This window comes from Agromyces tropicus (genome assembly GCF_039531345.1).
Classification (GTDB): Bacteria; Actinomycetota; Actinomycetes; order Actinomycetales; family Microbacteriaceae; genus Agromyces; species Agromyces tropicus.
The window spans coordinates 203361-217672 of the sequence record NZ_BAAAPW010000006.1 but is presented as its reverse complement, the minus strand read 5'-3'; the positions used below and the strand labels follow the sequence as shown (position 1 = coordinate 217672).

Sequence of the window (14312 nt, the reverse complement as noted above, 5' to 3'; positions counted from 1 at the left end):
ACGCGGCCTACCTCGGCCCGAATCCCGCGATCAACGGCTTCGTGCAGTCGGGAGGCACGTCGCTCCGGATCGTCGCGGGCGCCGTGGGCGGCGGCGCGGGCGCGGGGCGCTGGCACGTGGGCGCGCGGCGGCGCGCGGGTGCGTCCGCGCTCGGAGGGAGTGGGCGGAGCCGTCGCGGCTCCGGAGCGGGCGACGCGGCGCGCGGGGCGCGGCTCAGCCGCGGCGCGGCGTGGACTCGCGGAGGACGACCTCGGTGTGCACGGGGTGCTCGTCGTCGGCGGAGGCCTCGCCGAGCGCGAGCCGGAGGGCGCGGCGTCCCACCTCCTCGAGCGGGATGCGCACGGTCGTCAGCGCGGGGGCGACGTCACGCGCGGTGGGGATGTCGTCGAAGCCGGCGACCGCGACATCCGTGCCGGGGGTGAGGCCGGCGTCGCGGACCGCGGAGAGGGCGCCGACCGCCATCACGTCGTTCGCGGCGAAGACGAGTTCGATGCCGTCGAGTCCGTCCTCGATGAGCCGGGTCATCCCCTCGTACCCGCCGTCGCGGGTGAAGTCGGGTCGCACGATGCGCTCGATCGCACCGCCGCCGGACTCGACGCCGGCCCGGAACCCCGCGAGGCGCTCGTCGGCGGTGCGGATGCCCTCGGCGCCGGTCACCACGGCGAAGCGCCGGTAGCCGAGCCCGACGAGCTCCCGGCCCAGGGCGTCGGCGCCGGCGCGGTTGTCGAGCCGCACGGCCCGGAAGGGCAGGTCGGCGCTGCTGACGAAGGCGACGCGTCCGCCGTTGGACTCGTAGGCGCGCAGTTCGGCGGCGAGCGCGTCGTCGTTCGGGTCGCCCTCGCGGCGCGACGCCGCCAGGATCATCACGCGCGGGCGCTGGCCGCGGAGCGTGCGGACGAGGTCGAGCTCGCGCTCGGGGTCGCGGTCGGTGGCGGCCATCGTCACGATGAGGCGCTCGCGGTCGGCCTCGCGGACCACGCCGGCGGCGATCTGGGAGAAGTACGGGTCGGCGATGTCGGCGACGAGCAGGGCGACCGTCGTGGTGCTGCCACGGGCGACGGCCTGCGCCGAGAGGTTGGGGGAGTAGTTCAGCTTCGCGGCGGCCGCGAGCACGCGCTGGCGGTACTCCTCGTTGACCTTGCGGGTGCTGCCGTTGAGCGACCGGGACGCCGTCGCCAGCGAGACGCCCGCCTCGCGGGCGACGTCGTGCAGGGTCGCGGGTGCGGTGCGGCGGGTGTCGACGGCGTCGTCGGTCATGCGTCCTCCGTGGGTCGTGAGGCTCGGCGTGCGGCCCCGGCGTGCGGCCCTCGCGTGCGTCCCTCGCGGGCGCCCCATGGTACCGCCGCAGCCGACGGATGCCGCGGAGCGATGACGGCCGCGCGTCGCCCCTCATATCGATGCTACCGTAGTGAGATAGCGCTTTCCCAAACGCTCCGGGCGCGGAACGCCCGAGGGCGTGAGCGCCGAGGAAATGGGTCTCCGCACGTCCGGGCCGCTCGGGCGGACGCCGGGCGCCGGACCGCATGACGACGAGGAGCCGCGATGGCGCAGCGCGAACGGTACGGACTCATCGGCACGGGCAGCCGCGCCGGCATGTACATCGGGGCGCTGTCGGGCACCGTGCTCGGTGCGGAGCGCGTGCCCGAGGTCGCCGAGCTCGTCGCCTGGTCCGACGTGAACCCCGGCCGGCTCGACGTGTACGAGCGCGAGGTCCTGGCCGCGGGGCATCCGGCGCCCGCTCGCTACGCCGAGGCCGACCTCGAGCGGATGGTCGCGAGCGAACGGCTCGACCGGGTGATCATCACCACGCCCGACGTGACGCACGCCGGCCTCATCGTCCGCGCGCTGCGCGCGGGCGCCGACGTGGTCGTCGAGAAGCCGCTCACGATCGACGCTGCGAGCGTCCGCCGCATCGGCGAGGCCGTCCGCGAGACCGGCCGTGAGGTCATCACGACGTTCAACTACCGGTACAGCCCCCGCAACTCGACGCTCCGCCGGGTCATCGCCGAGGGCCGCATCGGGGCCGTCACGAGCGTGCACTTCGAGTGGGCGCTCGACACCGTGCACGGAGCGGACTACTTCCGGCGCTGGCACCGCGACAAGTCGAACTCGGGCGGGCTGTTCATCCACAAGGCCTCCCATCACTTCGACCTCGTGAACTGGTGGATCGGGGCCGCGCCCGAGCGCGTGTTCGCGAGCGGCGGGCTCCGCTTCTACGGCGCCCGCAACGCGGCGGCGCGCGGGCTCGGCGGGCGACCGGCCCGCGGCACCGGGGCGGGCGGCGCGGGCGACCCCTTCGCCCTCGACCTGGCGGGCGACGCGCGCCTGAAGGAGCTCTACCTCGACCAGGAGCACCACGACGGCTACCTCCGCGACCGCGACGTCTTCGACGACGGGATCACGATCGAGGACAACGTCGCGGCCCTCGTCGACTACGACTCGGGTGCGACGCTGAGCTACTCGCTCAACGCGCACGCGCCGTGGGAGGGCTACCGGGTCACCGTGAACGGCACGGAGGGGCGCGCCGAGCTCGAGGTCGTCGAGCGCGGCGCCGTGCTCGTCGGCGAGGACGGCCGGGTCGTCGTCGACCCGAGCATGCATCCTGACCACTCCGCGGTCGACGAGGTGCGTCCCGACGGCGAGCGGCTGGTGGTCCAGCGCCACTGGGAGGGCGCCGAGGTCGTTCCCATCCCCGAGGGCATCGGCAGCCACGGGGGCGGCGACGCCTACCTGCTGCGGCACCTGTTCGACCGGATCACGGTCGACGAGCCGCTCGGCCGCGTGGCGGGGTACGCCGACGGCGTGCGCGCCGTCTCGGTCGGCATCGCGGGCAACCGGTCGCTCGAGACCGGCGAGCCGGTGCGCATCGCAGACCTCGACCTCGGCGTCTGAGCGGCCGCCGACCGCCGCGGGCGGGATCGGCGCGCCGACCCGCGAGGCGGGCCTTTCGACCCCACGGATGCCGCGCCGCGCTGCCATCATCGCGACCATGAGCGATCCGACGAGCGCGCCCCCGGGGTGGTACGACGACGGACGGGGCCAGCAGCGCTACTGGGACGGTCAGCAGTGGACCGAGCACACGGCGCCGCTGGAACCGGCGACTCCCGACGGAGCCACGCGCCCGTACGACACCGCCGCGCTCGGCGGCGACCAGGCGGCTGCCGCGGGCCGGCCCGCGGGGTCGCCGTACGCCGACACCACGCCGTTCGCCGGGCTCTCGACGAACGGCCCGGGCGGCACCGGCGCCGCTCCCGCCGGGTATCCGCCGGCCGGACCTCCCGAGCCGCAGACGAACGTGCTCGGCATCGTCGGACTCGTCGTCGCGGCGGTCGGCTTCGTGTTCGCCCTGATCCCGTTCGTGCAGGTCGTCGGCTTCGTGCTCCTGCCGATCGGGTTCGTGCTCTCGCTCATCGCGGTGTTCCTCAAGGGGCGCAAGTGGCCGGCGATCACGGGCCTGGCGCTCTCGGTCCTCGGCGGCATCATCGGGGCGGTCGTCTTCGCCGTCACCGCCCTCGGCATCTTCAACCAGGTCGTCGACTCCGGCGTCCTCGACGAGTTCGACGACGAGGTGTCGCAGTCCCAGGCGCCGCTCGAGAGCGACGAGGCGACCGAGGGCGAGGAGGGCGAGACCGACGGGACGGGCGCCGAGCAGGTGCTCTCCTTCGGCGAGACCATGGTGTGGACGAACGAGGTCACGATGAGCGTGTCCGCGCCGGAGCCGTTCACGCCGTCCGACCTCGCCGCGGGCGCCGACCAGGGCGTGAACCTCGTGTTCACCATCACCATCGTCAACGGCTCCGCCGAGAGTCTGCAGCCGATCGTGCTGACCCGGGTGTCGTCCGACGGCGTCGAGGCGTCGCGGATCCTCGACGTCGGTGCGGAGGGCGGCCAGGTCGGCATCCCGCCGACGACGGCGATCCTGCCGGGCGAGTCCCTCACCTGGCGCGAGGCCTACTCGGTCGCGGACCCCGACTCCATCACGCTGCAGACGGCGCCGTCGTTCCAGTACGAGGACGTGATCTTCACCAACGTGCCGCGGTAGCCGACCGCGCAGCGGGGGTCCGGGCCGTCGCGGTCCGTGCGCCAGGCGCACCGGCGCCGACCGACGTCCCGCGATGGGCGCGACGGATGCCGCGGGGCCGGCGGCCGCTCAGTCGGCGCTGCCGTCGATGGCCGGCGCACCGGCGGGGTAGGCGAGCAGCATCGCGCCGGACGCGACCCACACGACGCCGATCGCGACGATGAGCACCTCGGCGCCGACGCCCGCGGCGAGCCCCGCCACGGCGGCACCGGCGGCGGCCGCCGCGGCGCGCAGGCCCGCGCCGACCGTGAACACCTGGGATCGCAGCTCGGGCGGGCTCTGCTGCTTGCGGATCAGGAGCATCGCGGCCGCGCTCGGCGCGGTGAACAGGCCCGACGCGCCGACCGCGGCGATCGCCCACGCCGGACCGAGGTCGGCCGCGGCGGCGACCGTGCACAGGCCGGTCGCGGCGAAGCCCCACCCCATGACCCACTCGGGCGACCGTCGCGGCGGCCGTCGCGAGTTCCAGAGCGCGCCGAGCAGGCCGCCGATCGCGAACGCCGTGACGATCACGGCGCCCTCGCCGGCGTCGCCGGTCCGCGCGACCGACAGGGCCACGGCGGCGATCGCGAGCCCGCCGGACCCGAACTGGCTGAGCGTGCCGCTCGCGGTGATGACGGCGAGCGGCCGGTGCGTCGCGATGTGCCGGAAGCCGGCGGCGATGGTGCCGAGGAACGACGGGCGCTCGTGCCCGTCCGGGTGCGCGGCGGGGCGCAGCCGCAGGGGCACCGTGGCGACGGCGCCGACGAGGGCGGCGGCCGCCATGGCGAGCGTCGCGATGCGGGCGGAGCCGAGCGCCGCGGCGGCCGCCACCGCCGCAGGGCCCGCGACCGCTCCGAGGTTGTAGGCGAGCGCGTCGATCGCGTACGCCCGGCGCTCCTCGGGGATCGACTCGGTCACGAAGCTCGACAGCCCGCCGAACACGAACGGCGTGACGGTGCCCGCGATGACGAGCGCGATCGCGACCGCCCAGGCCGGCACCGGGCCGAGGAACGCCGCGAACGCGTACGCGGCGGCGATGACGATCCCGGCCCCGGCGATGAGTGCGCCCGGGCGTCTGCTCCGGTCGAGCATGGCGCCCGCGATCGGCGCCGCGACGATGCTCGGCCCGAGCGCGGCGGAGGCGAGCAGGCCTCCGACGGCGACGCCGACGTGCTGTTCGACCGCGAGCACGGGGATCGCGATCGTGATCCCGCCCACGGCCAGCCGCGGCGGGGTCGCGGCGGCGAGGTAGGTCGAGACGCTCACCCGCAGCTCGTGCCGTGTGGTTCGTGCTCGTCGAGCAGCTCGATCGGCGACTCGACCTCTCCGCGCCACGCCTCGACGCCCTCGCGCACGGCGAGTGCCGCCACGACCAGCGCCGCGACCGAATCGGCCCACCACCAGCCGAGCAGCGAGTTGAGGAGCAGGCCGACGAGCACCGTGCCCGACAGGTACACGCAGAGCAGGAGCTGCGTGGCATCCGCCTGCACGCTCCGCGACCCGAGCTCGCGGCCGGTCCGGAACTCGATCCACGCGAGGAGCGGCATCACGACCAGGCTCGCGACGGCGATGCCGATGCCGAGCGGGCTGTGGGCGGCGCGTTCGACGCCCATGAGGGCGAGGATCGCGTCGACCGCCACGTAGGCGGCCAGGGCGAAGAACGCGATCGCGATGGCGCGGACCGTCGGCCGCTCCCAGCGCTCGGGATCGCGCCGCGTGAACTGCCACGCGACGGCCGCGGCGGAGGCGACCTCGATGACGGAGTCGAGCCCGAAGCCGATGAGCGCGGCCGACGACGCCATCGTCCCGGCAGTGAGGGCGACGACCCCCTCGAGCACGTTGTAGCCGATCGTGAACGCGACGATGGCGCGGACGCGGCGATGCAGCACGCGACGGCGGTCGTCGGTCGGCGCCGCGGTCGTCGCATCGCCGCCGCCGCGCTCGGACGACCCGGCGTCCGGGAGGACGCGCGGGGGTGCCGGATCGTGTCCGTCGGAGCGTGGCGCCATGCTGCCGACCGTACCGTGCCGACCGCACCGCGCCGACGTGCCGGCGGTCGGCGACGGCCGTGGCGGGGGAGGACCCGCTCGCGTCGGCGGCCCGCCCGGGGGAGGTGGAACACTGGAGCGATGGGTGACGGTGTAGGCTTGGGATAGCGCTTTCCAGCCTGATGGATCGTCCATGCGACGCGCGACGGCTCGACGACGACCGAAGGAGACCGATGACCGACCTCCGCATCTCCCGTGCCGACGACCGCCTCGTGATCCGGGCCGGCGACGCCGTGCTCGCCGAGTACGTCGTCGCACCCGACCACCCGACCTTCGAGTCGCCACGGCCCTACCTCGACCCGATCCGCACGCTCGGCGGCGAGACGGTCTCGCTGTACCGCCCGCACGACCACGTCTGGCACAAGGGCATCGCCTGGTCGCTCCCCGTCGTCGGCGACGAGAACTTCTGGGGCGGCCCCACCTTCGTGCGCGGCGAGGGCTACGTGCAGCTGCCGAACAACGGCGCCCAGCGCCACGTCGGATTCGAGGTGCCGGATGCCGCAGGCGGCGGCAGCGCAGCCGACGGCGTCGCACGCATCCGGGAACGGCTCGACTGGGTCACCCAGGGCGGGGAGACGGTCTTCGCCGAGGAGCGCACGCTCGCGGCATCCGTGCTCGCGGAGGACGCGTGGCTGCTCGGCTTCGCGACCCGAATGAGGAACGTCGCGGGCCGCGTGATCCCGATCGGCTCGCCCACGACCCGCGGCCGCGAGAACGCGGGCTACGGCGGGTTGTTCTGGCGCGGGCCGCGCTCGTTCACCGGCGGGCGCGTCCTCGCGCCCGGCCACGCGGGCGGCGACGAGCTGCGCGGCACGCGGGCGCCGTGGATGGGCTTCACCGGCCGGCACGACGGGACCGGCAGCGCGTCGACCGTCGTCATGGTCGACGACCCCGCCAACCTGCAGCACCCGCCGCAGTGGTTCGCGCGGAGCGAGGAGTTCGCGTGCCTCTGCCCGGCCCCCTTCTTCAGCGAGGAGCACGAGATCGGGCCGGGCGAGGCGATGTCGCTCCGCTACGGCGTGGTGATCGCCGACGGCGCCGCGGACCCCGAGCGGGCCGCCCGACTCGCCGGCGCCGCCGCCGCGGTGCTCCGCGACCTGCTGGGGGAGTCGTGAGCCTCCCGCCGTTCCCCGGCGCCACCTCGGTGAGCCGCCTCGAGGTGTACGACGCGGTCGCGCCCGACGGTCTCGCGGGCGGCACGCCGCACCTGCACGTCGTCTCCGCCGAGGCATACCTGGTCGTCGGCGGCCGCGGACGGCTGCACACGATCGACGGCGCCGCGACCTTCGCCGAACGCGTGCTCGAACCGGGCGACCTCGTCTGGTTCGACCCGGGCGTCATCCATCGCGCGGTGAACGACGGCGGGCTCGACGTGCGCGTCGTCATGCAGAACGCCGGGCTGCCCGAGGCGGGCGACGCGGTGATGACCTTCCCCGACGACGTGCTGGCGGACCCGGACCGGTACGCGCAGGCCGCCGCCCTGCCCGCCCCCGACGTCGCCGAGGGCGAGCGATTCGCCGCCGCCCACGCCCGCCGCGACCTCGCGGTCGAAGGGTACCTGGCGCTCTTCCGCGCGGACGGCAGCGTCGACGCGGAGCGTCTGGCGAGGCTGCACGCCCGCACCGCGGCACTCGTCGCCCGGCACGTGCCCGAGTGGCGCGGTCGTTGGGAGGCCGGCGCGCTCGCGGCGGCGCACGAGACCGGACGCCGCCTCGACGCGCTCTCGGAGGGGCTCGACCCGGGCCTCGCCGACGCGCGCGCGGCCGAGGCATCCGTCTCGCCCGCCCTCGGCATGTGCGGGCGGCTGCAGCGGTACGACACCGCCGGGCCGCCGCCGGACGCCCCGGACGCCCCGGACGCCCCGGACGCACCAGACGCCACCATCGACCCCGACGGAGGAGACCGATGACCGACCCGACTCCCGGCGCCCTCTCCGGCGCCCGCTCCGGTGCGCCGCTCCGCGCCGCCATCATCGGCACGGGCGCGATCGCCGACGCGCATGCGCAGGCGCTGCGCGCCGCACCCGACGGCGAGCTCGTCGCGGTGATCGACCGCGACCTCGGGCGCGCGCGGGCGTTCGCGGACCGCTGGGGCGGCCCGGCGGTCGCCGACTCGCTCGTCGAGCTGCTGGCCGCGGGCGGCATCGACGTGCTGCACGTCTGCACGCCCCCGGGGGTGCACGCCGAGCAGGCGATCGCCGCGCTCGCCGCGGGCGTGCACGTGATCTGCGAGAAGCCCGCCGCGCTCTCGCTCGACGAGCTCGACGACATGACGGCGGCCGCCGCGCGCAACGACCGGCGCCTGGCCGTCGTCTTCCAGCAGCGCACCGGCACGGCCGCGGCGCACGTGAAGGAGCTCCTCGCCTCGGGCGCGCTCGGCCGACCGCTCGTGGCGACCTGCCAGACCCTCTGGTACCGCGCCCCCGAGTACTTCGCCGTGCCCTGGCGCGGGAAGTGGGCGACCGAGGGCGGCGGGCCGACGCTCGGCCTCGGCATCCACCAGGTCGACCTGCTCGCGTGGCTGCTCGGCGACTGGGCGAGCGTGAACGGGCAGCTCTGGCGGCTCGCGCGCGAGACCGAGATGGAGGACGTGTCGACCGCGACGGTCGCGTTCGCGAACGGGGTCGTCGCCTCCGTCGTCACCAGCGCGCTCTCGCCCCGCGAGACGAGTTCGATCCGCATCGACACCGAGCTCGCGACCGTCACGGTCGACCACCTCTACGGGCACGGCCACGAGCACTGGCGCATCACGCCCGCCCCGGGCGTCGACCCGGCCCTCGTCGACGCGTGGGCGGCGCTGCCTGCTGAGGAGGAGCCGAGCGGGCACGATCCGCTCGTGCGCGACCTCTACCGTGCGCTCGCGACCGGCGCGCCGCTGCCGCCGACCGCGAGCGACCCGGCGCGCTCGTTCGAGATCGTGACGGCGATCTACTCGTCGGCCGCGAGCGGACGGACCGTGACCCCGACGAGCCTGCGCGAGGACGCGGACCGCATGCGCAGCCTCGAGAGCCCCGTCACGGACCTCAGGCGATGACGGCGGCCGCGGCATCCGTCGGCGCCGCCGATCGTGCCGGCCCGGGGGTGCGCCTCCCCGACGACGAGGCGCTGTTCCACGACCCGGTGCACGACGGCGCGACGGATCCGACCGTGACCCGCCACCACCTGACGGGGGAGTGGTGGATGCACTACACGCAGCGCCGCGCCTCGGTCGACGAACCGGGCGTCGCGTGGGTGCACGGCAGCCGCATCGGCGTGGCACGGTCGGCGGACGGCGTGGCGTGGCGGTATGCGGGCACGCTCGACGACCTGCGCCCGGGCGGCGCGGGCGCCGGTTCGGACCGGGTCGAGACGCACTGGGCGCCGGAGGTCGTCTTCGACGGCGAGCGGTACCGCATGTACCTCACCGTGATCGACGGGATCCCGGATCGGTGGGAGGGGCATCCCCGCCGGATCGTCGAGTACGTCAGCGAGGACCTCGAGCGCTGGCGGGCGGTCGGCGACCTCCGGCTGAGCTCGGACCGGGTGATCGACGCGTGCGTCGCGCGCTGCCCCGACGGCCGCTGGCGCATGTGGTTCAAGGACGAGGCGGACGGCTCCACCACCTGGGTCGCCTCGAGCCCCGACCTCGCGCACGACTCCTGGCGCGTCGAGGGCCGGGCGATCGCCGGGCGGCCGCACGAGGGTCCGAACGTCTTCGAGCTCGGCGGGTGGTGGTGGATGCTGGTCGACGAGTGGCGGGGGATGGGCGTGCACCGATCCGACGACGCGATCCACTGGACCCGGCAGGGCGGGCCGGACGACGTCATCCTCGGGGCACCGGGGCGGCGCCGGGGCGACGGGACCTTCGGCCGGCACGGCGACGTCGTCGTCGAGGGCGATCGCGCCACGCTCGTCTACTTCACCCATCCGCACTGGGACGGGTCGGAGCTCGGCGCCGATGCGGGGTCCGACGCCACGTCGGCGGATGCCGCGGCGGCGCGCCGCAGCGCGATCTTCGCGGCACCGCTCGTCGTCCGCGACGGGGTGCTCGAGTGCGATCGGAACGGCCCCGTGCATCTCGGTCCGATCACGCATTGAAACGATTTTCTGCTTCGCATTGACCAATGACGACGTTGGGGCTACATTTGGGGAAGCGCTTTCCCAACTCAGCGCGAGATGCATCAGCAGAGACAGAGACGTTTCCGGGAGGACAACGATGTTCCACATCCGCACCCGCCGCGCGGTACTCGCCGCCGCCGCGGTCACGGCGAGCACGGCCCTCGTGCTCACGGGCTGCTCCGGCAGCTCGGAGCCCGCCGGCACGTTCGATCCCGACGAGGAGGTCACGCTGAACCTCGCCTTCTGGGGCAACGACGTCCGCGCCGACCTCTACGACCAGGCGATCGCCGCGTTCAACGAGGAGTACCCGAACATCACGGTGAACTCGTCGTTCCTCGGGTTCCCCGAGTTCTGGGAGAAGCGCCAGACCGAGGCGGCCGGCGGCGGCCTGCCCGACGTGATGCAGTTCGACTACTCCTACCTTCGGCAGTACTCCCAGAACGGCCTCCTGCTCGACCTGGAGCCCTACCTCGGCAACATCATCGACACCGACCCGCTGAGCGAGAACATCCTCCAGATCGGCGTCGTGAACGGCGAGACCACCGGCATCCCGACCTCCACGAACGCGTGGGGCATGTTCACCAACCCGGTCCTGCTCGAGCAGGCCGGCGTCGACGACTTCGCCGGCGGCAGCTGGGAGGACTACAACGACTGGATGGCCGAGGTCACCGAGGCATCCGGCGGCGCGGTCTACGGCGGCACCGACTGGACCGGCCGCATCCAGAACTTCGAGATCCAGCGGCGTGCCGCGGGCGCGGACCTCTTCACCGACGAGGGCGAGCCGAACTTCACCGAGGAGGACCTCGCGGCCTTCTGGGAGCAGGGCGACTCGATCCGCGAGGACGGCACGGTCATCAGCCAGCAGCAGCTCGAGGAGATCTACCCGGTCTCGGGCTTCGACGCCGCGAAGACCGCGAGCGAGCTGACCTGGGACAACTTCGGCGCCGGCTACCTCGGCAACCTCGGCGAGGACTACACCGAGCTCGGCCTCATCGCCCCGCCGGTCACCGCGGAGGGCGCGAAGGACCTCTACCTCAAGCCCTCGATGCTGCACTCGATCGCCGCGACGACCGACCACCCCGAGGCGGCCGCGACGCTCGTGGACTTCCTCGTGAACAGCCCGGAGGCCGGCGCCATCTTCGGCACCAACCGCGGCCTGCCCGCGTCGGAGACCATGCTCGAGGGCGCCGAGCTCGACCCGCTGGGCGAGCAGATCCGCGCCTACGAGGAGTCGATCAGCGACCGCCTCGGCGACGCCCCGCCCGTGCCGATCGTCGGCTACGGCACCCTCGAGGAGAAGTTCCGCCAGCTCGGCACCGAGCTCGGCTTCGGCACCCTCACCGTGGACGAGGCCGTGAGCCAGTTCTTCGCCGAGATGGACGTCGTCCTCAACCAGTAGGGCGCTCCGGGTCCGGATCGCCAGCGGTCCGGACCCGGGTACCCTCGGGATCGAACGGGAGAGAGACAGTGAGCACCACCCTGACGAGAGCGATCGTCACGGCCGATCGGGAGAAGCGTCCGCGCCTCCTGGGCCGTCGCGGTCCGGACACCCCGACCCGCCACGGGTTGAAGGTCCGCAACCGTCGTGAGACGGCCACGGGGTACACCTTCCTCCTCCCGTGGATGATCGGCTTCCTGGGCCTGACCCTCGGGCCGATGCTGTACTCGCTGTACCTGGCGTTCACGAAGTACAACCTCTTCACCGAACCGCAGTGGATCGGGTTCGACAACTTCGTGCGGATGTTCACCGAGGACCCGCAGTACATCCAGTCGGTGCAGATCACGCTCGTGTACGTGCTGGTCGGCACGCCGATCAAGCTGGCCGCCGCGCTCGCCGTGGCCATGCTGCTGAACTACCGCGACCGCGGGTCGACCTTCTTCCGGTCGTCGTTCTACGCGCCGTCGCTGATCGGCGCGTCGGTGTCGGTCGCGATCGTGTGGCGGGCGATGTTCTCCACCGACGGACCGGTCGACAACACGCTCAGCTTCTTCGGCGTCGACATCGGCGGATGGGTCGGCAACGTGGCCCTGGTGCTGCCGATGATGATCCTGCTCGCGGTGTGGCAGTTCGGCGCCCCCATGGTGATCTTCCTCGCCGGCCTCAAGCAGGTGCCGCGCGAGCTGTACGAGGCGGCCGAGGTCGATGGCGCAGGTCCGATCCGGAAGTTCCGCTCGGTGACCTTCCCGATGCTCTCCTCGGTGATCTTCTTCAACCTGCTGCTCGAGCTCATCAACGCGTTCCAGGTGTTCGCGTCGGCGTACATCATCTCCAACGGGTCCGGCGGGCCCGCGGGCATGACGAACTTCTACACCGTCTACCTCTACAAGCGCGGTTTCGCCGACCTCCAGATGGGCTACGCCGCCGCGATGGCGTGGGTGCTCGTGATCGCGGTCGCCATCATCGCCGCGATCCTGTTCAAGACCCAGAAGTCGTGGGTCCACTACGCGGGAGACAACCGATGACCACCACCTCCACGATCGAGCAGGCCCGCGGCGAGTTCCTCGAGATCGAGCTCGACCAGCAGCCGACCCCGCCCCGCCGCCGCATCAAGCGGAAGACCGTCAACACGATCATCTGGTTCGTGGTCCTCGCGGCGCTCACCGCGGTCGTGCTCTACCCGCTGGTGTGGCTGTTCATCGCCACGTTCAAGCCGTCCAGCGAGTTCGGCCAGAACCCCGGCCTGATCCCCGACGACCCCACGATCGAGAACTACTTCAAGGTGCTCGAGGGCATCGCGGGCGTGCCGCTGTGGCGGTTCTTCGCGAACTCGCTGTTCATCGCCGTCATGGCCGTGGTCGGCACGCTGTTCTCGTCCGCTCTGGCCGCGTACGCGTTCGCCCGGGTGCAGTTCAAGGGCGTCGGGATCCTCTTCGCCGCGATGATCGGCACGCTGCTGCTGCCGTTCCACGTCGTGATCATCCCGCAGTACATCATGTTCCAGAAGCTCGACATGGTCGACACGTACTGGCCGCTGATCCTGCCGAAGTTCCTCGCGACCGAGGCGTTCTTCGTGTTCCTGATCGTGCAGTTCATCCGCAACATCCCGCGCGACATGGACGAGGCGGCGAGGATCGACGGCGCCGGGCACTGGCGCACGTTCTTCTCGATCATCCTGCCGCTGATCAAGCCCGCCCTCATCACGAGTGCGATCTTCACCTTCATCTGGACCTGGAACGACTTCCTCGGGCCGCTGCTCTACGTCAACAGTCCCGAGCAGTACCCGCTCCCGGTCGCGCTGCGCCTCTACAACGACCAGACCTCCACCTCGGACTACGGAGCCACCGTCGCGGTGTCGTTCCTCGCGCTGCTGCCGATCCTGATCTTCTTCATCGTGTTCCAGCGCTTCCTCGTCGACGGCGTCGCCACCCAGGGACTCAAGGGCTAGGAGTCGAGCGGATGTCGCGAGCGAGCGGTCGCACGGAGCGCGCAGCGCGCCGCGCCGAGCGATCGGGTTCCGGTCCGGTCCGCTCGGGCGGCGCGCCCGCGCGCTTCCCGGGGGCGACGAGCGCGTTCTCGCTGCTCGGCGAGGTGCTCCTCGTCGGCGTGCTCGTGACCCTCGCCTCGATCCCGATCGTGACCCTGCCGGCCGCGCTCGCGGCGGGCGTGCGGCACCTGCGGCGCTACCTGCTCGCGGAGGGATCGCGCCTCGGCGAGTTCTGGGCGGACCTGCGGGCGGGGCTCCTCGGCGGCATCGGCGTGGGCGCGGCATCCGTCGTCGTCGCCCTGGTGCTGCTGCTCGACATCGATCTCGCGACCAGCGGCGCGCTGCCCGGCGGCCCGATCGTGGCGGCGGTGGGATGGCTCGGCCTCGCGGCGATCGCGCTCGTCCTGCTCACGGCGGCCGGGCTCTGGCGACCGCAGCTCGGCTGGCTCGGGGCGCTGCGCGCCGTTCCCCGAGCGGTGGCGGCCGATCCGGTGGGAGCCGCCTACCTGCTCGCCGCGGCGGGGTTCGCCGTGGTGGTGACCTGGCAGCTGTTCCCGCTGCTCGTGGCGGCCCTGGGGTGCGTGGCGCTCGCGATCGTCGCCGTGCCGAACCGGCCGCGTCGTCATCGCCACGGGCTGGGGACGGATCGAGCGGAGCCGCCGCGGACCTGACATCATCC

13 protein-coding genes are annotated in these 14312 nt (G+C 73.2%); 10 read left to right on the top strand and 3 right to left on the bottom strand.

All coding sequences use genetic code 11. The features are described from left to right. Window positions 1–213: 213 nt before the first annotated feature. On the bottom strand, window positions 214–1257 hold the full coding sequence (locus ABD230_RS17210; RefSeq protein ID WP_344377692.1) for a LacI family DNA-binding transcriptional regulator: 1044 nt from the start codon (window positions 1255–1257) through the stop codon (window positions 214–216). A gap of 285 nt (window positions 1258–1542) precedes the next feature. Here ABD230_RS17210 and ABD230_RS17205 point away from each other — a divergent pair, with 285 nt between their 5' ends. Together ABD230_RS17205 and ABD230_RS17200 are read left to right on the top strand one after the other, a co-directional pair. Next, window positions 1543–2892 carry a Gfo/Idh/MocA family protein gene (locus ABD230_RS17205; RefSeq protein ID WP_344377686.1) on the top strand — a complete coding sequence of 450 codons (1350 nt, stop codon included), beginning with the start codon at window positions 1543–1545 and terminating at the stop codon, window positions 2890–2892. A gap of 97 nt (window positions 2893–2989) precedes the next feature. After that, the gene (locus ABD230_RS17200) at window positions 2990–4042 is read left to right on the top strand and encodes a DUF2510 domain-containing protein (protein ID WP_344377683.1); all 1053 of its coding nucleotides are present in this window, start codon (window positions 2990–2992) and stop codon (window positions 4040–4042) included. A gap of 108 nt (window positions 4043–4150) precedes the next feature. On the opposite strand, the gene ABD230_RS17195 is transcribed toward ABD230_RS17200, so the two are convergent. Next, window positions 4151–5329 (bottom strand): MFS transporter, encoded by a 1179-nt coding sequence (locus ABD230_RS17195; protein ID WP_344377681.1) that lies wholly within the window; start codon window positions 5327–5329, stop codon window positions 4151–4153. Beyond that, window positions 5326–6072: a cation efflux transmembrane domain-containing protein gene (locus tag ABD230_RS17190; RefSeq protein WP_344377677.1), complete on the bottom strand. Its 747-nt coding sequence runs from the start codon at window positions 6070–6072 to the stop codon at window positions 5326–5328. Before ABD230_RS17190 ends, ABD230_RS17195 begins: the two co-directional genes overlap by 4 nt. Before the next feature lie 212 nt (window positions 6073–6284). Here ABD230_RS17190 and ABD230_RS17185 point away from each other — a divergent pair, with 212 nt between their 5' ends. The 8 genes from ABD230_RS17185 (at window position 6285) to ABD230_RS17150 (ending at window position 14304) form a co-directional block, all read left to right on the top strand. Further along, the gene (locus ABD230_RS17185) at window positions 6285–7226 is read left to right on the top strand and encodes a DUF6807 domain-containing protein (RefSeq protein WP_344377674.1); all 942 of its coding nucleotides are present in this window, start codon (window positions 6285–6287) and stop codon (window positions 7224–7226) included. Further along, window positions 7223–8020, top strand: a complete 798-nt coding sequence (locus ABD230_RS17180) for a cupin domain-containing protein (protein WP_344377672.1) — start codon at window positions 7223–7225, stop codon at window positions 8018–8020. Before ABD230_RS17185 ends, ABD230_RS17180 begins: the two co-directional genes overlap by 4 nt. Beyond that, window positions 8017–9144, top strand: a complete 1128-nt coding sequence (locus ABD230_RS17175) for a Gfo/Idh/MocA family protein (protein WP_344377670.1) — start codon at window positions 8017–8019, stop codon at window positions 9142–9144. The genes ABD230_RS17180 and ABD230_RS17175 overlap by 4 nt, the downstream gene beginning before the upstream one ends. Then, complete coding sequence (locus tag ABD230_RS17170) at window positions 9141–10187, top strand: family 43 glycosylhydrolase (protein ID WP_344377667.1); 1047 nt, start codon at window positions 9141–9143, stop codon at window positions 10185–10187. Before ABD230_RS17175 ends, ABD230_RS17170 begins: the two co-directional genes overlap by 4 nt. A 118-nt stretch (window positions 10188–10305) precedes the next feature. Further along, on the top strand, window positions 10306–11607 hold the full coding sequence (locus tag ABD230_RS17165; RefSeq protein WP_344377664.1) for an ABC transporter substrate-binding protein: 1302 nt from the start codon (window positions 10306–10308) through the stop codon (window positions 11605–11607). Between the two features lie 167 nt (window positions 11608–11774). Continuing rightward, complete coding sequence (locus tag ABD230_RS17160; RefSeq protein ID WP_344377709.1) at window positions 11775–12671, top strand: carbohydrate ABC transporter permease; 897 nt, start codon at window positions 11775–11777, stop codon at window positions 12669–12671. Next, a complete protein-coding gene (locus ABD230_RS17155; protein WP_344377658.1) occupies window positions 12668–13594 on the top strand; it encodes a carbohydrate ABC transporter permease in 927 nt (308 codons plus the stop codon). Before ABD230_RS17160 ends, ABD230_RS17155 begins: the two co-directional genes overlap by 4 nt. 11 nt (window positions 13595–13605) lie before the next feature. Further along, window positions 13606–14304 (top strand): hypothetical protein, encoded by a 699-nt coding sequence (locus ABD230_RS17150; protein WP_344377655.1) that lies wholly within the window; start codon window positions 13606–13608, stop codon window positions 14302–14304. The last annotated feature ends 8 nt before the right edge of the window (window positions 14305–14312 follow it).